This window comes from Bradyrhizobium sp. Kon58 (assembly GCF_055807455.1).
Genome location: NZ_JBVVOT010000003.1, coordinates 275381 through 300281, shown reverse-complemented (window position 1 = coordinate 300281; position 24901 = coordinate 275381). Strand labels below are relative to the sequence as shown.

The 24901-nt window shown below is 64.2% G+C and carries 25 protein-coding genes and 1 pseudogene; 14 read left to right on the top strand and 12 right to left on the bottom strand.

Going from position 1 to position 24901, the window contains the following annotated elements; genetic code table 11:
- Positions 1-177 precede the first annotated feature (177 nt).
- Positions 178-740: pseudogene (locus tag AC0L20_RS07885) on the top strand (chlorite dismutase family protein).
- Here AC0L20_RS07885 and AC0L20_RS07880 read toward each other — a convergent pair.
- Both AC0L20_RS07880 and AC0L20_RS07875 read right to left on the bottom strand, forming a co-directional pair.
- Positions 737-1135 carry a gamma-glutamylcyclotransferase family protein gene (locus AC0L20_RS07880; RefSeq protein ID WP_473288075.1) on the bottom strand — a complete coding sequence of 133 codons (399 nt, stop codon included), beginning with the start codon at positions 1133-1135 and terminating at the stop codon, positions 737-739. The pseudogene AC0L20_RS07885 and the gene AC0L20_RS07880 sit on opposite strands and share 4 nt — an antisense overlap.
- 184 nt (positions 1136-1319) lie before the next feature.
- Positions 1320-2231, bottom strand: coding sequence for a transglutaminase family protein (locus tag AC0L20_RS07875; RefSeq protein ID WP_473288074.1), 912 nt, complete (start codon positions 2229-2231; stop codon positions 1320-1322).
- 91 nt (positions 2232-2322) lie between these two features.
- Between AC0L20_RS07875 and AC0L20_RS07870 the strand changes: the two genes are divergently transcribed.
- Positions 2323-3129, top strand: a complete 807-nt coding sequence (locus AC0L20_RS07870; RefSeq protein WP_473288073.1) for an N-formylglutamate amidohydrolase — start codon at positions 2323-2325, stop codon at positions 3127-3129.
- A gap of 11 nt (positions 3130-3140) precedes the next feature.
- Here the strand turns inward: AC0L20_RS07870 and AC0L20_RS07865 are convergent, their stop codons facing one another.
- Positions 3141-3761: a LysE family translocator gene (locus AC0L20_RS07865; protein WP_081747781.1), complete on the bottom strand. Its 621-nt coding sequence runs from the start codon at positions 3759-3761 to the stop codon at positions 3141-3143.
- Positions 3762-3927: 166 nt separating this feature from the next.
- On the opposite strand from AC0L20_RS07865, the gene AC0L20_RS07860 reads away from it, so the two are divergent.
- Genes AC0L20_RS07860 through AC0L20_RS07850 form a run of 3 tightly spaced genes read left to right on the top strand, consistent with a single transcriptional unit; the run spans position 3928 to position 5214 of the window.
- Entirely contained in the window at positions 3928-4242 is a 315-nt protein-coding gene (locus AC0L20_RS07860) for an ArsR/SmtB family transcription factor (RefSeq protein WP_473288202.1), read from the top strand.
- On the top strand, positions 4235-4705 hold the full coding sequence (locus AC0L20_RS07855) for an SRPBCC family protein (RefSeq protein WP_473288072.1): 471 nt from the start codon (positions 4235-4237) through the stop codon (positions 4703-4705). Before AC0L20_RS07860 ends, AC0L20_RS07855 begins: the two co-directional genes overlap by 8 nt.
- The gene (locus tag AC0L20_RS07850; protein ID WP_473288071.1) at positions 4702-5214 is read left to right on the top strand and encodes an SRPBCC family protein; all 513 of its coding nucleotides are present in this window, start codon (positions 4702-4704) and stop codon (positions 5212-5214) included. Before AC0L20_RS07855 ends, AC0L20_RS07850 begins: the two co-directional genes overlap by 4 nt.
- Positions 5215-5232: 18 nt before the next feature.
- Here AC0L20_RS07850 and AC0L20_RS07845 read toward each other — a convergent pair whose 3' ends face one another.
- Complete coding sequence (locus AC0L20_RS07845; protein ID WP_197031093.1) at positions 5233-5409, bottom strand: hypothetical protein; 177 nt, start codon at positions 5407-5409, stop codon at positions 5233-5235.
- Positions 5410-5818: 409 nt separating this feature from the next.
- On the opposite strand from AC0L20_RS07845, the gene AC0L20_RS07840 reads away from it, so the two are divergent.
- Both AC0L20_RS07840 and AC0L20_RS07835 read left to right on the top strand, forming a co-directional pair.
- The gene (locus AC0L20_RS07840) at positions 5819-6625 is read left to right on the top strand and encodes a transglutaminase-like domain-containing protein (protein WP_473288070.1); all 807 of its coding nucleotides are present in this window, start codon (positions 5819-5821) and stop codon (positions 6623-6625) included.
- Entirely contained in the window at positions 6625-6816 is a 192-nt protein-coding gene (locus AC0L20_RS07835) for a hypothetical protein (RefSeq protein ID WP_354208102.1), read from the top strand. The genes AC0L20_RS07840 and AC0L20_RS07835 overlap by 1 nt, the downstream gene beginning before the upstream one ends.
- Positions 6817-6843: 27 nt before the next feature.
- Here AC0L20_RS07835 and AC0L20_RS07830 read toward each other — a convergent pair whose 3' ends face one another.
- A complete protein-coding gene (locus tag AC0L20_RS07830) occupies positions 6844-7617 on the bottom strand; it encodes a DUF2189 domain-containing protein (protein ID WP_473288069.1) in 774 nt (257 codons plus the stop codon).
- Between the two features lie 313 nt (positions 7618-7930).
- Between AC0L20_RS07830 and AC0L20_RS07825 the strand changes: the two genes are divergently transcribed.
- On the top strand, positions 7931-10159 hold the full coding sequence (locus tag AC0L20_RS07825) for an ATP-binding protein (RefSeq protein ID WP_473288067.1): 2229 nt from the start codon (positions 7931-7933) through the stop codon (positions 10157-10159).
- A gap of 14 nt (positions 10160-10173) precedes the next feature.
- Here AC0L20_RS07825 and AC0L20_RS07820 read toward each other — a convergent pair whose 3' ends face one another.
- From AC0L20_RS07820 to AC0L20_RS07805, 4 genes are all read right to left on the bottom strand, one after another.
- Positions 10174-11784 carry an acyl-CoA synthetase gene (locus tag AC0L20_RS07820; RefSeq protein WP_473288201.1) on the bottom strand — a complete coding sequence of 537 codons (1611 nt, stop codon included), beginning with the start codon at positions 11782-11784 and terminating at the stop codon, positions 10174-10176.
- Positions 11785-11906: 122 nt separating this feature from the next.
- Positions 11907-13046 carry an epoxide hydrolase family protein gene (locus tag AC0L20_RS07815; RefSeq protein ID WP_473288066.1) on the bottom strand — a complete coding sequence of 380 codons (1140 nt, stop codon included), beginning with the start codon at positions 13044-13046 and terminating at the stop codon, positions 11907-11909.
- Between the two features lie 222 nt (positions 13047-13268).
- On the bottom strand, positions 13269-13724 hold the full coding sequence (locus AC0L20_RS07810) for a GatB/YqeY domain-containing protein (protein ID WP_473288065.1): 456 nt from the start codon (positions 13722-13724) through the stop codon (positions 13269-13271).
- Between the two features lie 42 nt (positions 13725-13766).
- Complete coding sequence (locus tag AC0L20_RS07805) at positions 13767-14486, bottom strand: alpha/beta fold hydrolase (RefSeq protein ID WP_473288064.1); 720 nt, start codon at positions 14484-14486, stop codon at positions 13767-13769.
- A gap of 146 nt (positions 14487-14632) precedes the next feature.
- On the opposite strand from AC0L20_RS07805, the gene carA reads away from it, so the two are divergent.
- Together carA and AC0L20_RS07795 are read left to right on the top strand one after the other, a co-directional pair.
- Positions 14633-15823: a glutamine-hydrolyzing carbamoyl-phosphate synthase small subunit gene (carA, locus tag AC0L20_RS07800; protein ID WP_473288063.1), complete on the top strand. Its 1191-nt coding sequence runs from the start codon at positions 14633-14635 to the stop codon at positions 15821-15823.
- 126 nt (positions 15824-15949) lie between these two features.
- Entirely contained in the window at positions 15950-16474 is a 525-nt protein-coding gene (locus AC0L20_RS07795) for a hypothetical protein (protein ID WP_473288062.1), read from the top strand.
- Between the two features lie 173 nt (positions 16475-16647).
- On the opposite strand, the gene AC0L20_RS07790 is transcribed toward AC0L20_RS07795, so the two are convergent.
- Positions 16648-17172 (bottom strand): Dps family protein, encoded by a 525-nt coding sequence (locus AC0L20_RS07790; protein ID WP_473288061.1) that lies wholly within the window; start codon positions 17170-17172, stop codon positions 16648-16650.
- 113 nt (positions 17173-17285) lie between these two features.
- Here AC0L20_RS07790 and AC0L20_RS07785 point away from each other — a divergent pair, with 113 nt between their 5' ends.
- Positions 17286-17987 carry a class I SAM-dependent methyltransferase gene (locus AC0L20_RS07785; RefSeq protein ID WP_473288060.1) on the top strand — a complete coding sequence of 234 codons (702 nt, stop codon included), beginning with the start codon at positions 17286-17288 and terminating at the stop codon, positions 17985-17987.
- 263 nt (positions 17988-18250) lie between these two features.
- Here the strand turns inward: AC0L20_RS07785 and AC0L20_RS07780 are convergent, their stop codons facing one another.
- Positions 18251-18622, bottom strand: a complete 372-nt coding sequence (locus AC0L20_RS07780) for an ArsR/SmtB family transcription factor (protein WP_473288059.1) — start codon at positions 18620-18622, stop codon at positions 18251-18253.
- Positions 18623-18733: 111 nt separating this feature from the next.
- Between AC0L20_RS07780 and AC0L20_RS07775 the strand changes: the two genes are divergently transcribed.
- From AC0L20_RS07775 to greA, 3 genes are all read left to right on the top strand, one after another.
- Positions 18734-19903, top strand: a complete 1170-nt coding sequence (locus tag AC0L20_RS07775; protein WP_473288058.1) for an MFS transporter — start codon at positions 18734-18736, stop codon at positions 19901-19903.
- Between the two features lie 145 nt (positions 19904-20048).
- Positions 20049-23513 (top strand): carbamoyl-phosphate synthase large subunit, encoded by a 3465-nt coding sequence (carB, locus tag AC0L20_RS07770; RefSeq protein WP_473288057.1) that lies wholly within the window; start codon positions 20049-20051, stop codon positions 23511-23513.
- A 212-nt stretch (positions 23514-23725) separates the two neighbouring features.
- Positions 23726-24199: a transcription elongation factor GreA gene (gene greA / locus AC0L20_RS07765; protein ID WP_007596674.1), complete on the top strand. Its 474-nt coding sequence runs from the start codon at positions 23726-23728 to the stop codon at positions 24197-24199.
- A gap of 88 nt (positions 24200-24287) precedes the next feature.
- Here the strand turns inward: greA and AC0L20_RS07760 are convergent, their stop codons facing one another.
- Positions 24288-24767 carry an Lrp/AsnC family transcriptional regulator gene (locus AC0L20_RS07760; RefSeq protein ID WP_007596676.1) on the bottom strand — a complete coding sequence of 160 codons (480 nt, stop codon included), beginning with the start codon at positions 24765-24767 and terminating at the stop codon, positions 24288-24290.
- Between the last annotated feature and the right edge of the window lie 134 nt (positions 24768-24901).

The following is a 24901-nucleotide window of genomic DNA, read 5'->3' as shown; positions in this document are numbered from 1 at the left end:
CGAAACCGTGTGAGTCGGGCGAAGGGATCAGGGATATAGGGACGACCCGTCCAGAAGTCAGGTTTGTCAGGCTTATACGCGCTGTTCACAGCCCTTCCGTCATTCCGGGGCGCGCGGAGCGTGAGCCCGGACCGACAGAGGCCTTGAACCCGCCCCGGTTCCACGCTTCCATGGGTCATGTTCAGGACCTTCCGAGGCGGCCAGAGTGGGGGTTGGCGCATCACCTCGATTTCGCCTGTGACGGGCGAACCCCTCGCCTTCATGCCGGCGCTGTCGTCACCGACAGCGAGGCCATCGCGTTGCCCCTGGTGCCCTCGCGCAATGCCTGGCGGCTGGTCGGCGCCGCGAGCAACTTGCGCTACACCGAGCGCGCCGAGAAGCAGCAGCTCACTGCCGTGCAGACCGGCCTCGGCCGGCTGGAAGCAACCAGCGCGGCGCTGATCCCGATCCGCAAATCGCAGGCCTGGTGGGAGCTGACCCAGGAAGAGCGCCGCGGGATCTTTGAGGACAAGTCGCATCACATCGCGAGCAGCCTGCGCTTCCTGCCTGCGATTGCGCGCCAGCTCTATCATTGCCGCGACCTCGGCGGGCCCTTCGATTTCCTGACCTGGTTCGAATTCGCGCCCGCGCACGCCTCGCTGTTCGAGGAGCTGGTTGCGATGCTCAGGCGGACCGAGGAGTGGACCTATGTCGAGCGCGAGGTCGACGTCCGCGCGGTGAAGGAAGTGCTGTCGGCCTAGTGATCGAGGAAGCGGCCGGATTCGATGCGCGGCAGATCGGTGACGGGCCAGTTGTAGATGTAAGTCCAGGCCGGCGCCGTCACCCCGTCCGCGCCTGTTACGTCAACCAGCTGGCGCAGATATTCGGTCGGCTCCGGAAAGCCCTCGCCGCAGGCCTCGTACATGTCGAGCTCGCGCAGGAGCTCGTCGGGCACGCGCAGGCGAAAGAGTTCACCGTGGACGCGATCAGACGGCCCATCGGAGAGCAGCAGCCCCGGATAATGCTTCACCAGAACGAGCCGGCCGCGGCAGGTCGCTTCACTCAGAAAATCAGCGTGGCCCGCAAGCAGTCGCGCCATCGGATGGTCGAAGCCGCGCATCAGCGTGCCGTAGACGAAAAGACGATCGGAGGTCATGGGGGCTCTATAGCTGCGAATGATGCGGAGCGACAGCGCCACACATTCCACTGTCGCCCTGGCGAACGCCAGGACCCATAGCCACCGAACACGGGAACGGGCAACTCGACAGCTACAACGTCGCACCACACTGACAGTCGGGGTAATGGGTCCTGGCTTTCGCCAGGAAGACGACGGTGAGCGGCTACGAAACCTCCGCCTCCAGCTCCTCGCCGCTGCGCTGCTCGTCCGACACCACCCTGATGGTCACGTCCATGGCGTCGAACGCGCCCGCAGCGCCGATATAGACGCCGTGCAGCGGGATCGCCTGACGCGGATCGCGGGCGACCGCAACGCGGATGAGATCGCGGGTGCCGACGATGCCGTTGGTCGGATCGAACTCGATCCAGCCCGCGCTCGGCAGGTAGACCTGCACCCAGGCATGCGTCGAACCACCGCCGACATGGCGTTGCTCGATATCCTCCGGCAGGAAGATGTAGCCGGAGACGAATCGTGCGGCGATGCCGAGATGGCGCAGCGCCTCGATCATGAACAGCGCGTAATCGCGGCAGGTCCCGCTACCGGACTGCAAGGTGTCGAGCGGATGCTGCGTGCCCAGCTCGTGGCGCTTGCGGTACTTGAACCGCTCGCGGATGCCGTGGGTCATTCCGCTCAGGATCTTGAAGGTCGGCGTCGGCGCGTCCTCGTCGAGAAAGCCGCGCGCCCATTCCGCGATCTCGCCGTCGGGATCGGTATATTGCGGCGTGATGTAGTGGACGAGGTCGGGAAATTCCTCGTCGTCATAGGCGAACGGATAGAAATAGGCCGAATCGTCCGGCGTCAGCGCGAACTCCTCGACCGGATTGTGCTCGACGGTGACGTGCCAGTCGAAGACCAGCGTGGCCGCGCGCTCGTCGAAATTCGCGATCGCAACCGAATTGCCGAACACGTCGTGGATCCAGTGCAGCGACATCGGCTCCGGCGAGATCTCGAGCCTGGAGTCGAGCACGCGCAGATCATGCCCGTCGCGCGGACGCAGCATGATCCTGTGTTCGCCGAACGCCACGGGGCGGGTGTAGCGATATTCGGTCTTGTGATGAATCGTCAGCAGCGGCATCGTCAGGCAATCATGGTGGGGTCGGGCAGACCAATCTATAGCAATCCCGCCCGATTCTTCGGGGTGACTGCTGTTTCATTAGGCAATCAGGATGGCTTTAGACACAATCGAGGCGACCAATCAACTCCTCAGCGAGGGTGACGTCCCCCCGGTGCACGAGGTGAATGCGCAAGGGACATCGCCTTTTCTGCTCACCTCGGACCACTACGGGCGGGTGCTGCCGCGTACCCTCGGCGATCTCGGCGTCGCGGGAGGCGAGCTGACGCGGCATATCGCCTGGGACATCGGCATTGCGGGGGTCGCCGACCGGCTGGCAGAGATGCTGGGCGCACATCTGATCGCCCAGCGCTATTCGCGGCTGGTGATCGACTGCAACCGCCCGCCCGGCGCCGTGAGCTCGATCCCCGTGATTTCCGAAGCAACCGCGATCCCGCGCAACGAGGGAATTTCGGAGCAGGAGCGCAAAGCGCGCCGGCGCGAGATTTTCGAGCCCTATCACCACCGTATCGAGGCCGCGATCGACCGCCGCGTGCACGACAAGCGGCCGACGGTGCTGGTATCGCTGCACAGCTTCACTCCCGTTTACGCCGGCGTCGCGCGCCCCTGGCACATCGGCGCGCTCTACAATCGCGACACCGTGCTGCCGCAGCTGTTGCTCAGGCATCTGCGCAGAGAGGGCGATCTCGTCGTCGGCGACAACGAGCCCTACGCGGTCAACGACCTCACCGACTACACCATCCCCGTGCACGGCGAAGCCCGCGGCCTCGTCAACACCGGCATCGAGATCCGCCAGGATCTGATCGCCGAACAGTCCGGCCAGCAACAATGGGCCGAGCGGCTGGCGAGGATTTTTGCGGAGATCGAGCTGGAGCTGCGGGCAGAGAGGCTTATCGACTAGCCCGATGGCGGTTATTTTGCCCTGGTCAGCGCCAGCCAGATGCCGCCGCCGATCATGAAGCCGCCGGAGATGCGCGACATCATGCGGGTGCGGCGAGCCGAGAAGAACTTTCGGGCCCGTCCGGCGGCGATGGCGTAGAGCGCGTCCGTCATCACCGCGGTGACCATGAAGGTTGCGCCCAGCAGCGCGACCTGCGGGAAGTGGTCGCGGTTCATGTCCATGAACTGCGGGATGAAGGCGCCGAAGAACACCAGCACCTTCGGGTTCGACAGCAGCACCAGGAAACCTTGCAGGAAGAATCCGCCGCGCGGCGGCGCCGGCGGCTGGTCGACATTGACGCCCTCGACCGGTGCCCAGATCAGCTTGATGCCGAGCCAGACCAGATAGGCGGCGCCGGCAAAGCGCACCCAGTCGAACCAGTAGCCCATGGTCGCCATCAGCGAGGTCAGGCCGACCGCGACGATGCCGATGACGATGGCGAGGCCGGCCTGCGCACCGGCCACATTGGTCAGCGCCGCGCGCGTGCCGTGGCGCAGCCCGTTGGCGATGACGAGGGTGACGATCGGCCCCGGCAGCAGCGCCAGCGCGATGCAGGCGGCAAGGAAGGCGAGATAGGCTTGCAGAGACATCATGGGGAGGACTCGCTGAGAGCGGTTTGGAGCATTAATGCATGGCCCTCAATGTCCGTCCAGCGCCGCAGCCCCCACGTCTTCATCTCCGGTGTCTGCGGGAACACGAGCCGCGCGCGCTGCATCACCGTCTTGACAGGCAACCATTTGGTTGCCTATTGTCGTCGCCATGGATGAGGTCTTCAAAGCGCTCGCCGATGCGTCACGACGGTCGCTGCTCGACAGGCTTCACACCAGGAACGGCCAGACTCTGACCGAGCTCTGCGAAGGCCTCGCGATGACGCGCCAGGCGGTGACCAAGCACCTTGCGATTCTGGAACAGGCCAGTCTGGTCACGACCATCAGGCACGGCCGCGAGAAGCTGCACTATCTCAATCCGGTTCCGATCCATCAGATCGGCGAGCGCTGGATCAAGAAATTCGAGCGCGGCAAGCTCGCCGCACTCGGCGAGTTGAAACGCCAGTTGGAGAAGCGTGATGAGTAAGCCGCAATTCGTCTATGTCACCTACATCGAGACCACGCCAACGAGGCTGTGGGAGGCACTGACATCAAGCGAGTTCACCAAGCAATACTGGTTCGGCGCCGAGGTCAGGTCCGACTGGAAAATCGGCTCCCCTTTCGCGCTGCTGCTGGACGGCGAGACCACCGATTCCGGCGAAATCCTCGAAGCCGATCCGCCGCGGCGGTTGTCCTACAGCTTCAAGCACCAGAAATACGAAGAGCTGCGCGGCGAACCGATCTCGCGCGTCGTGTTCACCATCGAACCGTTCGGCTCGCTCGTGCGTTTGACCGTGCTGCATGACGGCTTCGTCGAAGGCGGCAAATATCTCGGCGCCGTTTCCAACGGCTGGCCGGCGATCCTGTCCGGTCTCAAGAGCCTGCTGGAAAGCGGCAAAGTGCTGGCCATTCCGCGCGCAGCCCTCAACAAGGGATTCGATGCAAAATGAACCTCGATCAGTTCAAGCCGCTCACCGTCTACACGATTTACATCGCCGCGACGCCGGAGAAGGTGTGGGAGGCGCTGACCTCCGCCGAGTTCAGCCGCAAATACTTTTCCGGCTTTGCGGTTGAGATGGAGCCAAGACTCGGCGGCAAATTCATCGTGCGCGCGCCTGACGGGTCAGAACACATCTCGGGCGATATGTTCGAATACGATCCGCCGAACAGGCTGACGGTGACGTGGAACGTCAACTGGCCCGACCTCGTCGCAAAGCTCGGCACCACGCTTGTCACTTACGAGATCGAACAAGCCGGCGAGGCCGTCCGCCTCACCATGAGCGAACGTCACGACCGCCCGCTCAGCGACGACATCCTCTCCGGCGGCCGCACCGGCTGGCCCGCAATCCTGTCGGGGCTGAAGAGCCTGCTGGAAACGGGCAAGGCGCCGCAGATCAAGATGGCGCCGCCGGCGCAGATGCTGGAAGCGTTGAGGGCGATGGGTATCAAGACGCCGTAGCGGACGAACCCTGCGCCGTCACCGCTTCTTCTTCACCGGCGGATTGATTTCGTCGATCTTGCGACTGCAATCCGCTTCCGAAACGTGCGGGCCCGAGACAAAGGTCCCGCTGACCTTGATCGCGTACCAGCCCGACTCGACGCCGAGCCGGAGCGCTTCTTCTGTCTTGACGTGCCGTGGCGAGAGAGCTTGCATCGGTTGAGTTTGCATCGGGTGCTTTCGGTTGGCGTTCGATCTCATGATCGAATCGCGGTGAAACCTTCAGGCGTCCGCGGCACGGGCGTGCCGCGTCCGCCTCACCGCCGGAGCGGGCAATATACGCAACGACCGCTGTTGCGACGTCGCGATGAGTCGGCTCCGCCAGTGCGAGGGAATGAGGCGCTTCACGTCGCGCGAATGGTCGTGGCGCTGCATATGCGCAGAGACGACAGGTTCTTTCCGACGTTGTCGGCACCGTGCGCGCAATCGCCGCAATTAGCTATCGTTTTCTCGCCCGTGCCGCGCTTTTGAAGCGCTAATTGCCGTTCGCGACCGAATAAGCCGTCGAAGCCTTGTGATCGGCCGCTTCGTAGCCATGTTGGGAGCTTAGCCAAGGGAAAAACGTATGAAGCTCCGCGTCGGGTTTGAGATGCTGTACGAATTCCCGCAACCCACGCCTATGATCATGGTGTTGGGCACGCACTTCACCCGCGCCTCCGATGTCATCGTGCCCGACCTGGTGACCACGAGACCCTCGGTGCCGATCACTCCCTATCGCGACCTCTTCGGCAATTGGTGCAGCCGTATCGTAGCGCCGGCCGGCACCTTTCGCCTTGCCGGCGATGGGGTCGTGAGCGACAGCGGCCTGCCCGACCCGGCGTTTCCGAACGCAGTTCAGCACGCCGTCGAGGCGCTGCCGACCGACACGCTCGTCTATCTGCTCGGCAGTCGCTACTGCGAGACCGATCGCCTGTCGGATATCGCATGGAAATTGTTCGAGCACACTCAGCCCGGCTGGGCGCGGGTCCAGGCCATCTGCGATTTCGTTCATCGTCACATCGCCTTCGGCTATGAGCACGCGCGCGCAACCAAGACGGCGCGGGAAGTCTACGACGAAGGCAAGGGTGTGTGCCGCGACTATGCTCATCTTGCCATCGCGTTCTGCCGCTGCATGAACATCCCGGCGCGCTACTGCACCGGCTATCTTAGCGACATCGGCACGCCGAAGCCCTGGGCCGCGGGAGATTTCGCCGGCTGGTTCGAGGCTTATCTCGGCGGAAGCTGGCACATGTTCGATCCCCGCAACAACACGCCGCGGATCGGCCGCGTGCTGATCGCGCAAGGACGCGATGCCGCGGACGTCCCGATCACCCAGACCTTCGGTCCGAATAAGCTGCTCAATTTCAAAGTATGGACCGACGAGGTTGCCTGATGACAGACAACAGCGTTGCGCTCAGCGCCGATGAATTTGCGTCGTTGGCCGAGATCGGCAAGGGCAAGGCGCAAGGCGAAATTCCGCAAGCGCACGGCGAGCGGCTGACCAACCTCGGTTATGCGATCAGGCGCCTCGGTGAACTCGAATTGACCTCATCAGGCGAGCGCCGGCTGGCAACGGGCGAATAGCTCGCTGCCGTTGCGTTCGGCGTCCTGTTACACCACCGGCACCACGATCCGCCGATAAAGATGCCAGGTCGCGTGCCCGAGCACGGGCAGCGTCACCACCAGCCCCAGAAAATACGGCAGCGCCGAGACGATCAGGACCATCACGATCACCGCGGCCCAGCCAATCATCGGCAGCGGGCTGGCGACGACCGCGCGCACGCTTGTCACCATCGCCGTGACGAAATCGACCTCGCGGTCGAGGAGCAGCGGAAACGACACCACGGTCAGCGAAAACAGGATCAGCGACAGCACTGCGCCGACCGCGTTGCCGATGCCGAGGAACAGCAAGCCCTCGTTCGTGGTCAGCACCACCGTCATGAACTCCTGCAGGCTCGAGAACGAGGCATGCAGGCCAAGCAGCAGCGCGATCAGAAGCCGCACCTGATACATCCAGACCACGAAGACGAACAGCGTGACGAAGGCCATCCAGCCGATCTCGCTGCGCGCGCGCACGGCCGACCAGATCGCGCCGGGCGAGACGGGCTCGCCGCGCTCGCGGCGACGGCTGACTTCATAGAGCCCGATCGCCACGAATGGCCCGAGCAGCGCGAAGCCGGCGGCCAGCGGATAGACCAGATAGACCATGCCGAACGCGGTGAAGCACAGCATGATGGCAATGCCGCCGGCGGCGTAGAGCGCACCGAAGCAGAGGCCGTAAAGCGGCAGCGCCTGGAAATCACGCAGGCCCTCGACCAGCGCCTCGGCGATGTCGGTCGCCACGACGGGACGCACCACCGGATCGACCTTGCCCGAAATGGACATCAGCTTCCTCCTCCTTAGCCGGTGCGATCTCCGTCGCACGCGGATGACCTCGATCTTAGCGTCCCCGCGGCCGGCGCGCACGCGCGAGTTGACGGCCGGACGACGGTATCCCGAGGCCGCCGGCGCAGACCCGGGAAAGCCATCGCGCCGTCGGCGGCGCTCCTTTCGAGAAGCTCATCCGTGCTGCACGTAGCTCGAAATCTTTCCCCGTCGAGGACTTTTTCGGCCCGTTGCCTATGGACTGAGCGGAGGGTGGTGCCGCAAATTGGTCCTTGAACGAGCAGCGCGATGACCAGAATGGACCGTCCGACCGATGAGCTTGCGTACCCGGCTATTGATACTCGTCATCGCGGCCATGCTGGTGCCGGCGAGCCTCGTCGGGCTGCGTTTCGTGCAGAACCGGAGCAGCGAAATCAACGCCGCCCTGGCCAATCTGGCGGCCTCGGCCGACGACATTGCCAGTGATCTGAGCGAGAAGATTCAAGGGACCGCGCAGCTTCACTACGGTCTGGCCCGCGCGCGCGATCTCGACACGCGCGACAAGGCGGCATGCTCGGCGTTTCTATCGGACGTGCGCGAGGAATACCCTCAGTTCACGGGAATCCTGACCATCGACCCGGACGGCAGCCTGTTCTGCGACTCGCTGCGGACCAACCGCACCCTCGATCTGAGGGATCGCGCCTATTTCAAGCAGGCCCTGGTCTCGCGCAGCGTCGTGGTTGAGCCGGTATTCGGCCGGCTGACCGGAATATCGGTGCTCCAGATCGCATATCCGGTGCGATCGGAGGCGGGCGCGCTGAAGCTGGTGCTGCTCGCCTCGTTCAACCTGCGCAAATTCGCCGAGTATCACCACAAGCGGCTGCTCGCCGAGAAGGATGTCCTGCTCATCGACGCCAAGGGCACCGTTCTCGTTGCCCCCTCGACAGCCGGCTGGACCGCGCCCGTGGGCGCGTCGATTGCGGGATCCGACCTGCTCCGCTTCGCGACGGCTCCCGATCAAAAGGCATTTCAGGAAGTGACCGATCGCGACGGCCGCACGCAGGTCTGGGCCGTCGCCCACTCGCCTTCGATCCGTGATGCCGGCCTCTTCATCCTGGTCGGACGGTCCAAGGACGGACTGGTCGCGGCGGCGAATCGCCGGCTCTACGAGGACATGGCGATCCTCGCGGTGGCCTTGCTGCTGCTGCTCGCCGGTGTATGGATCCTCGCGACCGTGAGCGTCGGCCGCCAGGTCGGGCGGCTCGCCAACATGGCGAAGAGACTCGGGCTCGGCGATCTCAGCGCGCGAATTCCCCCTCCCCATCCGCGCGGCGAGCTGGGTGGATTGATGACCCTGCTCAATGGCACCGCCGAGTCGCTCGAGCAGCAACGCGCGGCCATCGCGGACCTCAACCAGAAGCTCAGCCAATCCCAGAAAATGGAGGCCATGGGCCAGCTCACCGGCGGCGTGGCACATGACTTCAACAATCTCCTCACCGTCATTCTCGGCAATTCGGAGCACCTTGCCGACAGGCTGGCGGGAAACAAGGAGTTGCACCGGATCGCCGGCGACATCGCAACAGCCGCCGAGCGCGGCTCCGACCTGACGCGGAGCCTGCTCGCCTTCGCGCGCAAGCAGCCCCTGAGGCCGCGAGAGATCGACGTCGGCGAGAAGCTTAGGGAGATGGAGCACTTGTTGCGCCGCCCCTTGGGCGAGCACATCGAATGCACCTTCGCGCTCGCACCGGACCTGTGGTTGATCAGCATCGATCCCGGCCAGCTAACGACTGCGCTGCTCAATCTCGTGCTCAACGCGCGCGATGTCATGCAGTTGGGCGGCAGGCTGACCATCGAGGCGCGCAACGTCTCGCTCGGTGAATCCGACTTGGACATCAACGGCGAGCCGCGACCGGGCGACTATGTCATGGTGGCCGTGACCGACACCGGCAGCGGCATGACCGCCGAGGTGGCGAGCCGGGCGTTCGAGCCGTTCTTCACCACGAAGGAGGTCGGCAAGGGAACCGGGCTCGGCCTGAGCATGGTCTACGGGTTTGTGCGCCAGTCCGGCGGCCTGGTGCAGATGCAGTCCGCACCGAGGCAAGGCAGCACCGTCAGGCTGTTCTTTCCCCGCCTGGCGACACCGCCAAACGAGGACGCCTCACCCGCCGAAGGGACCGTCACGCGCGAAGGAAGCGAGACCATTCTCGTCGTCGAGGACGACGACATGGTTCGGACTTATGTCGAAAGCGAGCTGAAGACGCTCGGCTACCGCGTCATCACGGCCGCAAGCGGCCCGGCGGCGCTCGACGTGTTGCGCCAGTCCGCGGACATCGACCTGCTGTTCACCGACGTCGTAATACCCGGCGGCATGTTCGGGCCGGAGCTTGCCAGGCAAGCAATCCAATTGCGGCCCGGGCTCAAGGTGCTCTTCACCTCCGGCTACAGCCAAAATCCGGTCAAGGCGCCCGACGGGGTAGGCGATGCCCGCATCCTGACCAAGCCGTTCCGGCGGCGAGACCTCGCCGCAATGCTGCGGTCCACGCTGTCGACGCCGCAGCGGTGAGATGACGATGTGCTCTACCCGAGCGCTCGCAGCTCGCGCCGCAGCACCTTTCCGGTGGCGGTCATCGGCAATGTCTCCGCGAACTCCACGAAGCGCGGGTATTCGTGGGCGGCGAGCTGCACCTTGACGAACTCCTGGATCTCGCGCGCGAGTGCGTCGCCGGCGGCGAAGCCCGGGCGCAGCACGATCCAGGCCTTGATCGATTCGGTGCGGATCGGATCGGGGATGCCGACCACCGCCGCCATCGCCACCGCCGGATGCTTCATCAGCGTGTGCTCGATCTCGGACGGACCGACGCGATAACCGGCGGTGGTGATGACGTCGTCCTCGCGGCTCACGTACCAGAAGTAACCGTCCTCGTCCTGGATGCCGAGATCGCCGGTGAGCAGGAACTCGCCGGCATATTTCTTCGCTGTCGCCTCCGGATTGCGCCAGTATTCCAGCATCGTGCAGGGACAGGGTTGGCGCACGCCGATGATGCCGCGCTGGCCACGTGGCTGCTCCTCGCCTCTGTCGTTGACGATGCGGACATCGAAACCCGGCGTCGCCTTGCCCATCGAACCGGGGCGGATCGGAAACAGATTCGCGTTGCTGCCGATCACGAGATTGCATTCGGTCTGGCCAAACACCTCATGCGCGTCGATGCCGAAAGTTTCGCGCACCCAGCCGAGCAGCTCGCCGCCGAGGGACTCGCCGCCGGTAAAGATGCTGCGCAGCTTGACGCCCGGATGCGTCACGCCGGCCTGCCGCATCAGCTTCAGCGCGGTCGGCGGCAGGAAGACATTGCGCACGCCGAGATCGGCCATCATCTCCATCGCCGCTTGCGGCTCGAACTTTCGCGCGCGGTGGCCGACCAGGGGAATGCCGTGATACCAGAACGCGAACAGGCCGTTGATGAGGCCACCGATCCAGGCCCAATCCGCCGGCGTCCACATCAGATCGCCGGGGCGGGGCAGGAAGTTGTGGCACATCTCGACATTGGGGAGATGTCCGAGCACGACGCGGTGGGCGTGCAGCGCGCCCTTCGGATTGCCCGTCGTGCCCGAAGTGTAGATGACCAGCGCCGGATCGTCCGCAGACGTGTCCACCAGCCTGAACTCGGGCGATGCAGCCTTGATGGAATTCCAGAACGATGTCGTGCCCGCCGGCGTTCGTTCGCCAACGATGTAGACATTCTTGAGCTCCGGCAGACGGTCGCGAATCTTCGAAAGCTTCTCCCAGCCCGCCTTGTCGGTGACGATCGCCTTGGCCTGCGAGTTCGACAGACGGAATTCCAGCGCGTCTTCGCCGAACAGCGCGAACAGCGGAATAGAGATCATCGCCGAACGGAACGCGGCCATGTGCGCGATCGGCAGCTCAAGCGACTGCGACAGGAACACCGCGACGCGGTCGCCGCGGGCAAGACCATCTGCCTTCAGCACATTGGCGAAGCGGCGCGACATCTCCGCAACTTGGTCGAAGGATGTGCGCGTGATGGCGCCGTTCTCGTCGACATAGACCAACGCGAGCCGGCCGGTGCCGTCGGCGTGGCGATCGCAGCAGGCCTCCGCCATATTGAAGCGCGCCGGGATCTCCCAGCGGAAATTGCTGTAGAGTTCGTCATAGGTGTTGGCTTCGGTGAGCATGGCTGCGGGCGTTTCCACGATCTCGGCGTCATGGCCGGACTTGTTCCGGCCATCCACGTTCTTGTTTGGCCCCAGTTTAAGGACGTGGATGCCCGGGACAAGCCCGGGCATGACGGCTGTGGCTACCGCACGGTCGCGAAAAATTTCCTGACCTCGCCGACATACAGCTCTGGCTGCTCGAATGCGGCGAAATGGCCTCCCTTCTTCATCTCGCTCCAATGCGTGATGTTGCGGAAGTTCGGCTCCATCCAGCGCCGCACCGGCGTGATGATCTCCTTGGGGAAGACAGCCACGCCCGTCGGCACCTTGACGACCGGCGAGGTCCGGCGCTTGCCGAAGCTTTCCCAATAGAGCCGCGCCGACGAGGTCGCGGTCTCCGTCGCCCAGTAGAGCATGACGTTGTCGAGCAGCTCGTCCTTGGTGAAGATGTTCTCGGGATGACCGTCGCAGTCGGTCCAGGCCCAGAATTTTTCCAGAATCCAGGCCGCCTGTCCGCTCGGCGAATCCGTCAGAGCGTAACCGAGTGTCTGCGGCCGCGTCGATTGCTGCTTCGAATAGCCGGAGTCGAGGTCGACGTAGTGCTTGAGGCCGGCGAGCGCGCGCTTCTCTTCCGGTGTCGGTTCGCCTTCGACTTTCGGCGCGGCGTTGAAGGCGAGCGTGATGTGGATGCCGGCGCAATGCTCGCCGTCCTGCATGCCAAGCGAGGTCGTCACCGCCGAGCCCCAGTCGCCGCCCTGCGCGCCATAACTGATATAGCCGAGCCGGTCCATCAGCTTGGCCCAGGTCGCGGCGATACGATCGACGCCCCAGCCGGTGGTGTTCGGCTTGCCGGAGAACCCAAAGCCCGGCAGCGACGGACAGACGACGTGGAAAGCATCGGCGGGATTGCCGCCATGCGCGACAGGATCGACCAGCGGCGCGATCACCTTCTGGAATTCGACGATCGAGCCGGGCCAGCCATGGGTGATGATCAGCGGCAGCGCCGACGGCTCCTTCGAGCGCGCATGCAGGAAGTGGATCTCGAGCCCGTCGATCTCGGTGGTGAACTGCTCGAAGCGGTTGAGTTTTGCCTCGCGCGCGCGCCAGTCGTAGCCATCGGCCCAATAGCCGCAGATCTCCTGAATCCATTTCAGCGGCGCACCCTGGCTCCAGTCGGAGACGAGCTCCGCCTCCGGCCAGCGCGTGCGGGCGAGGCGCGATTTGAGGTCGGTGAGAATGTCGTCGCTGATGGCGATGCGAAACGGCTTGATGGTGCCTGTCATCGGTTGCTCCCGATTTGTCTATTGGGAGAGAGTAGACCGAACGGGCGCCGCATCAAAGGTGCACCTTCTCCCCTTGCGGGAGAAGGTGGCGCGAAGCGCCGGATGAGGGGTTTCTATCGGCAAATTCTTGTCGTGAGAGTGGTACACGCGGAGAGAGACCCCTCACCCGTCTCGCCGCTTACGCGGCGATCCACCCTCTCCCACAAGGGGAGAGGGCAAGAACTAGCCCGTCAGAGCAGCCTTCACCAAACCGGACGCCTTGCCGAAATCCATCTGGCCGGCGTACTTCGTCTTCAGCACGGCGATCACCTTGCCCATGTCCTTCATGCCGGCCGCGCCGGTCTCGGCGACCGCGTCCGAGATCGCCTTCTTGACGTCGTCGTCCGACATCTGCTTCGGCAGATACGCCGAGATCACCGCGATCTCCTCGCGCTCCTGCGCCGCGAGCTCGGCACGGCCGCCCTTCTCGTAGAGCTCGACCGATTCCTGGCGTTGCTTGATCATCTTCTGAAACACGCCGAGCAGGTCCGCGTCCGAGAGCGGCGGCTTGCCGCTGCCGCGCGCCTCGATGTCGGCGTTCTTGATGGTCGAATTGACCATGCGCAGCGTGGACAGCTTGCGCTCTTCCTTGGCCTTCATGGCCTCCTTGACCGCATTGTTGATGTCGTCGCGCAGCATGGTCGTGCTCTCCTAGAATATCCGAGGCCTGATCTAGGCCGTTCACGGCCCTGAGACAACCGGGGTTCCCAGCCATTCGACCAGCGCCCGCACCGTCGCCGCGGGCTGCTCCGGCTGCGGCAGGTGTCCGCAATCCTCCAGAACGACGAGCCTTGCACCGGCGATGCCCTCCGCCATCTCCTTCGAGAATGCGTTGGGTATCGTGTTGTCCGCATCGCCCGTCAGCACCAACGTTGGGCACTTGATCGTCGCAAGCGTCGGCCGTGAATCTATCCGCGCGATGATCGCGGTCTGCTGTCGCAGATAGCCTTCGACGCCGACGTCCTCGCCCTGCTCATGCACGAGCTGGCGAATACCGGCATCGTCGCGGCGCGACGGATGCACCAGTTCGGGAAACATCTCCTCGCGCGCGGCACGCAGCTCGCCGCGCCTGGCCCGCTCCATCAGGCCGCGCCGGCGCGCGGTCGCCTCCTCCGTGTCGGGCCGCGCCTGAGTGTTGATCAGCGCCAGCTTTGCTACCCGCTCGGGCGCCTGGCGCATGATCTCGAGCGCGATGTAGCCGCCCATGGAATGGCCGGCGAGCGCGAAGCGCGGCGGCGCCTCGCTCAGGACCCGGTGGGCGATCGCCGCCATGCTGTCGTCGCGAATATGGTTGGCGACCATCACCGGGCCGAACCGCCAGAGCGACGGGATGACTGGTGCATAGATCCGGGCCGAGGAAGCTAATCCCGGAACCAGCAGAATCGGCGTCGTCTGGTCCATTATTGCCTCCCAAGCCCCGGAACTTGCCGGAAATTATGCCGCGGAGCTTAGGGGCCCAAGGCGACCTGTCAAATATGCAAAAACGCATGTGAATCGGCGCATCTCCGCTTTGACGTCGGCGCCCGCGGAGACTATGAACCGGGCTCATGACACAACATGATAACGATCCCGCCTGGCCGGACCACAAACCGACCGCGCTGTTGGTGCTTGCCGATGGCACGGTGCTGGAAGGCTTTGGCCTTGGCGCCGAAGGCCAAGCCGTCGGCGAGGTCTGCTTCAACACCGCCATGACCGGCTATGAGGAGATCCTCACCGATCCCTCCTATGCCGGCCAGCTCATCACCTTCACGTTCCCCCATATCGGCAATGTCGGCACCAATGACGACGACATCGAGACGGTGAACATGGCCGCAACGCCCGGCGCGCGCGGCGTGATCCTGCGCACCGCGATCACAGATCCCTCGAACTACCGCGCCACCAAGCATCTCGACCAGTGGCTGAAGGCCCGCGGCATCATCGGCCTCTCCGGTATCGACACCCGCGCGCTGACCGCGCTGATCCGCAACAAGGGCATGCCCAACGCCGTGATCGCGCACGCCAGGGATGGCGAGTTCGACCTGCACGGCCTGAAGGAAGAAGCGCGCGAATGGCCGGGCCTCGAGGGCATGGATCTGGTGCCGATGGTCACCTCGGGCCAGCGCTTCACCTGGGACGAGACGCCCTGGCTCTGGGAGAAGGGCTTTGGCCGTCAGGACAAGCCTGAGTTCAACGTGGTCGCCATCGACTACGGCATCAAGCGCAACATTCTGCGCCTGCTCGCCGGCGTCGGTTGCAAGGTGACGGTGGTGCCGGCAACGACGTCATCCGAGGACATCCTGGCGATGAAACCGGACGGCGTGTTCCTGTCGAACGGTCCCGGCGATCCGGCCGCGACCGGCAAATATGCCGTGCCCGTGATCCAGGACGTGATCAAGTCGGGCACGCCGACTTTCGGAATTTGTCTCGGCCACCAGATGCTCGGCCTCGCCGTGGGCGCCAAGACCAAGAAGATGCACCAGGGCCATCACGGCGCCAATCATCCCGTGAAGGACGAGACCACCGGCAAGGTCGAGATCACCTCGATGAACCACGGCTTTGCCGTGGACGAGAGCACCCTGCCGACCGGCGCAACCCAGACCCACATCTCGCTGTTCGACGGCTCCAATTGCGGCATCCAGCTCGACGGCAAGCCGGTGTTCTCGGTGCAGTACCACCCCGAGGCTTCACCGGGTCCGCGCGACTCGCACTATCTGTTCCAGCGTTTTGCGGATCTCATGCGGCAGAAGAAGAGCGCGTAAGGCGCGCGCTCTTTCGCAACTAACGTCATGACAAAGAGCCCGGGCCTAGTCCCGGGCTTTTTTCGTCAAAGGAACGCCGCTCAGCTCCCTTCGTTGATCCCTGCTACGCTCACGCAGGAGCCTCTTATGTCTATCGTCCGCGACAATGCCGAGCCGCTCGCCATCGTGTTCGAGGATGACGGGCTCGTGCCGAACAATATCCTCCCCTTCCTGGTCTACCAGGCCGCGGTGAAGCTTGATTCCAGACAGCCGGAAGAGACGATCGAACGCTTGTTCGAAGCGAACGGCTGGGGCGGCACGTGGCGCAATGGCGTCTTCGACTATCTGCATTATCATGCGACGGTGCACGAGGTGCTCGGCGTTGCGCGTGGCAGCGCGCGCGTGCGCTTCGGCGGCGACCATGGCCAGGAGCTGGAGATCAAGGCCGGCGACGTCGCGATCCTACCCGCCGGCACAGGTCACCAACGCATCAAGGCCAGCGCGGATTTCTGCGTGATCGGCGCCTATCCGCCGGGTGCGAAGATGGAAGTCACTCGCGCAACGCCGGAGAACCACGCGAAAGCGGTGAAGACGATTCCAAACGTCGCGCTGCCGCCGGCCGATCCGGTGACGGGCAAGAACGGGGCGTTGATGCGGTTGTGGCGGCCATGAGTCGCGAAAGCTAACCACACACCGCCGTCGTCCCGGCGAAGGCCGGGACCCGTAGCCACGAAAGGTAGTTTGGCGAAGATTCGCTATTGCGCATCTCGCGCCACAACTTCTCCCTGGGGGTATGGGTCCCGGCCTACGCCGGGACGACGACGTGGAAGCAATCCAGCGTGCCCCTACGCCTCGTTGCCGCCTTCCTGTCTTGTGGCTTCGAACAGGAACCAGGTGCGGCGCTCGGTCTCGTCGATGAAGTTTTCGAGGATGCTGGCGCTGGCGACGTCACCGGCGTCGTCGCAGACCTCGTGCGCCTTGCGCATTGCCGCGGCGACATGCTTGTTGTCCTGCATCAGCTCGCGCAGCATCTCGCGGGGCGGGACATAGTCTTCGTTGTTGTCCTTGATGGTCTGGAGCTTGGCGATCTGCCCGATCGATTTCAGCGTGGTGCCGCCGATCTTGCGGACGCGCTCGGCGAGCTGGTCGGTGGTGGCGAAGATCTGGTCGGACTGTTCGTCGAGCAGCAGATGATAATCGCGGAAATGCCGGCCGCTGATGTGCCAGTGGAAATTCTTGGTCTTTAGATACAGCGCGAAGGCGTCGGCCAGAAGGACGTTGAGCGCCTCCGAAACCTTGTTGACGGCCTGGGACGAAAGATCGGTGGGAGTGTCGAGGTCGGGCGAGACCTTTTGTGGGGCTTTGCTCACGGGAAACCTTCCTGTTAGGACGCAGACATTGACGGCGCGCCGCCGCACCCCTAACGCAGGCGGGCAGCGCCGGTTCCTGCAGCGGAACCGTTTGGGGGGGGCCCTCGACGACCATGGACGATTGGATCGATTACTACGACTCGACGCATACGATCTATGTCAGCAAGCTGCATCGCGACTTGCACTTCCAGATCATCGCGCGGGACATCATCGGCTACATCTCCTCGCCCGAGGCGACCGTGCTCGACTATGCCTGCGGCGAGGCGCTGTCGGCTAGCCAGGTCGCAGCGGCCTGCGGCAAGTTGATCCTCGCCGAGCCCGCGCCCGGCGTGCGCGGCCGGTTGATCTCGCGGTTTGCCCCGAACACGAAAATCCGCGTCCGGTCGCTCGACGACGTCCACAACATGCAGGAGCAGTCGATCGATCTCGTCGTGATGAACTCGGTCGCGCAATACATGGCGCCGGACGAGCTCGACGCAGCGCTCCTCAACTTCCGCCGCATCCTGAAGCCCTCCGGCAAGCTGGTGCTCGGCGACATCCTCCAGCCCAATGTCGGCATGTTCAGGGACGTCACAGCGCTGCTCAGCTTCGGCCTTCGTCACGGCTTTTTGAAAGATGCGCTGATCGGGCTGATCAGCACCGCATTGTCGGATTACCGTCAGCTGCGCACGCGCATCGGGCTGCAGCGCTACAGTGAGGAGCAGATCACCGCCAAGCTCAAGACAGCCGGCTTCACGGTCCAGCGCGCTCACCGCAATATCGGCCACAATAGCTGGCGCATGACGTTCGTCGCGCGGCCGCCGTTGGTCCGTTGAGCTTCGTGGATCCGTTAAGCATAACGTCTGCCTGAGGTGGCTTGTCGCACCCCGATCAGTAATGATCGCCGCGGCCCGGTGGCGGAAGTGTCTACGCGAGGGCGATGCATCGCTCTTTATCCTGGTTCAAATCCAGGCCGGGTCTCCACGCTTCGCCCCTCACGGGGCTACGCGTGGCGCAGCCACGCGAGGCCCGCAGGGGCGAAGCGTGTCCGGCGTAGCTGGAGCGAAGCGCAAGCGAAGACGGACTGGCCGCCCAATCCTCAATCAGCCTCAACCACATCGCGCTCCGACAGCAGCTGCAACCGGTCCGCCTCCTTGGCGGCCGAGCTGATCACTGCATCAAGCAGACCCGGGAAGCGTGCGTCCAGATCGTCGCGGCGCAGCCGCACGAAGCGGTTGGTGCCGGCGACGCGGGTCTGCATCAGGCCGCATTCGCGTAGCTTGGCGAAGTGATAGGCCAGATTCGACTTGCCGCTGAGCCCGTTGAAATCGCCGCAGCACAGCTCGCCGCTGACATGGTCCTGCTGCGCGAGTTGGTACACGATCGCCAATCTGATCGGATCGCTCAGGCAATCCAGGACCATCGGCAGTTCGATCTGCTCGCGGGTGGGGTGGGGAGGCGTGCGGCTCATGGTCTGCCGATCATAGCGAAATGGCCTCGATGTTCAATAGTTCTTGAACCAATTGACTCCCGATCCGGTCCCATTGATAGTTCAATAAACGTTGAACATAGGACTTTCCTAATGAGCGTATTCTGGTTGGCCCTGGCGGCCTTTGCGATCGGCACGGAAGGCTTTGTCATTGCTGGGCTTTTGCCGTCGATCGCAACCGACCTGGCGATTTCCGTGCCCGCCGCCGGGCAATTGGTCACGGCCTACGCCCTCACCTACGCGGTCGGCTCGCCGATCCTGGCGGTGACGCTGAACAATATCGACCGCCGCACCGTGCTGGCCCTGGCGCTATCGACTTTCATTGCCGGAAACCTCGCGGCGATGGTGGCGTCGAATTACGCCTTGTTGCTGGCCTCGCGCATGCTGATGGCGCTGGGCTCCGGGCTGTGCATGCCGACCGCGCTGGCCGTATCCGTGGCCGTCGCCGCGCCGGAGCGACGCGGCCGTGCGGTGGCGTTGGTCACCTCAGGCCTCACAGTTGCGACCGTCATCGGCGTTCCCCTCGGCAATCTCGTCGGCAGCCTGCTCGGCTGGCGCGCGACCTTTGCCATGGTCGCCCTGATCGGCGCCGTTGCGCTCGCCGGCCTCCTGCTCGGCCTGCCCCGCGGCCTGCCGCGCAACACGGCCTCGCTCAGCGATCGGCTGGCGGTGGCGCGTCACCGCAATGTCCTGACGGCGCTTCTGATCACGATTTTATGGGCGCTCGGCGGCTTCACCGTGTTCACCTATTTCGCGATCCCGCTGCGCGGCCTTGGATTCGACGCCTCGCAGATCAGCCTCGCGCTGCTGGTGTTCGGCGGCGCCGCCGCGATCGGTAACATGCTCGGCGGCGTCCTCGCCGACCGGCTCGGCACGCTCGCGACAGCAGGTCTCGGGCTTGCCGGCATGGCCAGCGCGCTGATCCTGCATTCGCTGGTCCTGAAGCTGATGCCGGGACAGGCGCATTATGCGGTGCTGGGCGCGATCTTCCTCTGGGGCATCTCGGGATGGGCGTTCTACCCGGCTCAGGTCGCCAGCATCATCCGGATCGAGCCGCAGGCCTCGATGATCGCGCTCTCACTCAACGCCTCGGCCATGTATCTCGGCTTTGCGATCGGCGGAGCCGTGGGCGGCGCCGTGCTCGCGGCGTGGAGCCCGGCGGATCTGGGCTGGGTCGGCGGATTGAGCGTTTCGGCGGCTCTTCTGGTCCATCTCGCCCGCGGCTGGCAGGCCCGGCCAAAACCGGTCAAAATTGCCGGTTGATGGGCGTTTTTCGGGGTTTCGCCGCCCTGAAAACTGGTCTAAGACCCACCCCGCGCGCGAGGGGGGACCACCGCGCTCTCGGCCAAAGGGACGCGCAGCAGGCGCGCCCTTTTTTTGTGCCCAAATTCCACTTCGGCGAGAGTTGATGCCCAAACGTACAGACATCACCACCATCCTGATCATCGGCGCCGGTCCCATCGTGATCGGCCAGGCCTGCGAGTTCGACTATTCGGGCACCCAGGCGGTGAAGACGCTGAAGGAAGAGGGCTATCGCATCGTCCTCGTCAATTCCAATCCGGCCACCATCATGACCGACCCGGAATTGGCCGATGCGACCTATATCGAGCCGATCACGCCCGAGATCGTCGCGAAAATCATCGAGAAGGAACGGCACGTCATTCCCGGCGGCTTCGCGCTGCTGCCGACCATGGGCGGACAGACCGCGCTGAACTGCGCACTCTCGCTGCGCCAGCAAGGCACGCTGGAAAAGTTCGACGTCGAGATGATCGGCGCGACCGCGGATGCGATCGACAAGGCCGAGGACCGCCAGCTGTTCCGCGAGGCCATGACCAAGATCGGGCTCGAGACGCCGAAGTCGCGGCTCGCCAACGCCTCCGCCCTGAAGAAGTCCTTCCGCGACAAGTACCAGGCCGATCGCGCAAAGGCATCAGGCGCGGAGCTCGCAGAGCTGGAGCGGCAGTGGACGCTCGGCGAGAGCGACCGCCGCAAGCGCTATCAGGAATATGCGCTCGGCCAGGCGCTGATGGCGCTCTCCGAGATCGGCCTGCCCGCGATCATCCGCCCGTCCTTCACCATGGGCGGCACCGGCGGCGGGATTGCCTACAACAAGGAAGAGTTCCTCGACATCATCGAGCGCGGCCTGGATGCGTCTCCTACCAACGAAGTGCTGATCGAAGAATCCGTGCTCGGCTGGAAAGAGTACGAGATGGAGGTGGTGCGCGACAAGAAAGACAATTGCATCATCGTCTGCTCGATCGAGAACCTCGATCCGATGGGCGTGCACACCGGCGATTCCATCACGGTGGCGCCGGCGCTGACGCTGACCGACAAGGAATACCAGATCATGCGCGACGCCTCGCTGGCGGTGCTGCGCGAGATCGGCGTCGAGACCGGCGGCTCCAACGTGCAGTTCGGCGTCAACCCCGAGGACGGCCGCATGGTCGTCATCGAGATGAATCCGCGCGTGTCGCGTTCCTCCGCCCTGGCTTCGAAAGCCACTGGATTTCCGATCGCAAAGGTCGCCGCCAAGCTTGCGGTCGGCTACACGCTCGACGAAATCGCCAACGACATCACCGGCGGCGCCACGCCGGCCTCGTTCGAGCCGACGATCGACTATGTCGTCACCAAGGTGCCGCGTTTCGCATTCGAGAAATTCCCCGGTGCCTCCACCACGCTGACCACGTCGATGAAGTCGGTCGGCGAAGTCATGGCGATCGGCCGCACCTTCCAGGAAAGCCTTCAGAAGGCCTTGCGCGGGCTCGAGACCGGCCTCACCGGCCTTGACGAGATCGAGATCGAAGGTCTCGGCCGCGACGACGACAAGAATGCGATCCGCGCTGCGCTGGGCACGCCGACGCCGAACCGGCTGCTCCAGGTCGCGCAGGCGATGCGGCTCGGCTGGTCGGACGAGGAGATCTTCAATTCCTGCAAGATCGATCCGTGGTTCCTCAGCGAGATGCGCGGCATCGTCGAGATGGAAGCGAAGGTCCGCAAGAACGGCCTGCCGGGCAACGCCTTCGGCATGCGCACGCTCAAGGCCATGGGCTTCTCCGATGCCAGGCTCGCGGTGATCGCGGAGACGACTGAGGCCGAGGTCACGGCGAAGCGCCACGCGCTCGGCGTTCGCCCGGTCTACAAGCGCATCGACACCTGCGCGGCCGAGTTCGCTTCGCCCACCGCCTACATGTACTCGACCTATGAGGCGCCGTTCGCGGGCGCGCCTGCGGACGAGAGCTCGCCGTCCGACAAGAAGAAGGTCATCATCCTCGGCGGCGGCCCGAACCGCATCGGCCAGGGCATTGAATTCGACTATTGCTGCTGTCACGCCTGCTTCGCGCTCCACGACGCCGGCTACGAATCCATCATGGTCAACTGCAACCCGGAGACGGTGTCGACCGACTACGACACTGCCGACCGGCTCTATTTCGAGCCGCTCACCGCCGAGGACGTGCTGGAGATCATCGCGAAGGAACGCACCAACGGTACGCTTCACGGCGTAATCGTGCAGTTCGGCGGCCAGACCCCGCTCAAGCTCGCGCGTGCGTTGGAAGCCGCCGAAGTGCCGATCCTCGGCACCTCGCCCGACGCCATCGACCTTGCGGAAGACCGCGACCGCTTCAAGCGGGTGCTCGACAAGCTGCGGCTGAAGCAGCCCAAGAACGGCATCGCCTATTCGGTCGAGCAAGCGCGCCTGGTCGCGACCGATCTCGGCCTGCCGCTGGTGGTGCGCCCGTCCTACGTGCTCGGCGGCCGCGCGATGCAAATCATCCGCGAGGAGAACCAGCTCAGCGATTACCTGCTCGGCACGCTGCCGGAGCTGGTGCCGGGGGACGTCAAGGCGCGCTACCCGAACGACAAGACCGGCCAGATCAACACCGTGCTCGGCAAGAATCCGCTGCTGTTCGACCGCTATCTGTCCGACGCGACCGAGATCGACGTCGACTGCCTCTGCGACGGCAAGGACACCTTCATCGTCGGCATCATGGAGCACATCGAGGAAGCCGGCATCCATTCCGGCGACAGCGCCTGCTCGTTGCCGCCGCACTCGCTGGACGACAAGATGATCGGGGAGCTGGAGCGGCAGACCCGCGAGCTGGCGCTCGGCCTCGACGTCGTCGGCCTCATGAATGTGCAATACGCCATCAAGGACGGCGAGATCTACGTGCTCGAAGTCAATCCGCGCGCCTCGCGCACGGTGCCCTTTGTCGCCAAGGTGGTCGGTACGCCGGTCGCGAAGATCGCGGCGCGTATCATGGCCGGCGAGAAGCTTGCCGATTTCAAGCTGAAGAAGGCGAACTTCGATCATGTCGGCGTGAAGGAATCGGTGTTTCCGTTCGCCCGCTTCCCCGGCGTCGATACCGTGCTCGGCCCCGAGATGCGCTCGACCGGCGAGGTCATGGGCATCGATCGCTCCTTCGCGGTGGCGTTCGCCAAGAGCCAGCTCGGCGGCGGCACGCGGGTGCCGCGCAAGGGCACGGTGTTCGTCTCGGTCCGCGAGAGCGACAAGACGCGCATCACCGAGGCCGTTCGCGAGCTGCATTCGCTCGGCTTCAAGGTGCTGGCGACGTCGGGCACGGCCCGCTTCCTGACCGACCAGGGCATCCCGACCGAGAAGGTGAACAAGGTGCTGGAGGGCCGGCCGCACATCGTCGACGCCATCACCAATGGCGAGGTCCAGCTCGTCTTCAACACCACCGAGGGCCCGCAGGCGCTCGCCGACAGCCGTTCGTTGCGGCGCGCGGCCCTCTTGCATAAAGTACCGTATTACACCACTCTTTCCGGGGCCGTGGCGGCCGCGCAGGGCATCCGCGCCTATCTGGGCGGGGACCTTGAGGTTCGGACCCTGCAGAGCTACTTTTCGGAAACCTGATCGCGAGCGGGAGGCCCAACCTTCCGCTAAGTGATTGGCGATGAAGCCACTATGACCGGAGGAACTGTCCGGCCATATGGTTGTTCTGTTCCGGCGCCAAGCCCATATGAACGTTCGGCGGCACGCGCGTTGAGCCCCCGGACAGACTGACGAATCAAGTTGCGTGCGCGTTGACATGTCAGGGCGCGCGCGACCGAAGGACGAGAGAAGAGATGGAAAAGGTACCGATGACTGCGGGCGGCTTTGCCGCGCTCGGGGAAGAACTGAAGAAGCGCCAGTCGGAGGACCGTCCGCGGATCATCGAGCATATCGCCGAGGCGCGCTCGCACGGCGACCTGTCGGAGAACGCGGAATACCACGCCGCGAAGGAAGAGCAGTCCCACAATGAAGGCCGCATCGCCGAGCTCGAGGACAAGCTCGCGCGCGCCGACATCATCGACATCTCGAAGCTGTCCGGCGACACCATCAAGTTCGGCGCCACCGTGACGCTGGTCGACGAGGACACCGAAAAGAAGACGGTGTGGCAGATCGTCGGCGAGGTCGAGGCCGACGCCAAGAAGGGCCGCATCTCCATCACCTCGCCGCTCGCGCGCGCGCTGATCGGCAAGAAGAAGGGCTCAACCGTCGAGGTCAACGCACCCGGCGGCGCCAAGGCTTATGAGATCACCAAGGTGGAGTGGCGGTAACGATTCGCCGTTGCGTGTGATTTGAAAAGGCCGCGCACTGCGCGGCCTTTTTTGTATCTGCGTGTTGCTCGCAATGACGGAGGAGACGTTACCTTCTTCCCCTCACATCGAGCGGCACGGCCGCCTCGTATTTCGAATTGTGCAGCACCAGCGACGTCCGCACGTTGCGGACGTGCGGGGCGGCGGTCAAATGGGTGACGAAATCCTGGAAGGTGGCCATGTCGGGTGCGACGCATTTCAGGATGAAATCGACTTCGCCCGACAGCATCCAGCACTCGCGCACCAGCGGCTCGGCGCGGACGAACTCCTCGAAGGCGCGCAAATCGGCCTCGGCCTGGCTGGAGAGGTGCACTGCGGCAAACACGGTGACGTCGAAGCCGAGCTTGCGCGCGTCCAAGAGCCCGCGATAGCCATGGATATACCCCTCCTCCTCCAGCGCCCGGACTCGGCGCAGGCAGGGCGGTGGCGAAATGCCGACGCGCTTGGCCAGCTCGACATTCGTGATTCGACCGTCGGCCTGAATCTCGGTGAGAATTTTCAGGTCGATCTCGTCTAGGTTCCGCGACACGTGATTGGAACTCCTGGCCTTTACGGCGGTATTGGTGGGTCTGTCGCAATCCTCATAGCCCAGACCGCGCACTCGGCGCAATTTTATTGCGCGTGCAGCGCAATCGACTTTTGTTCCCTGTTGGAAAAATCCGC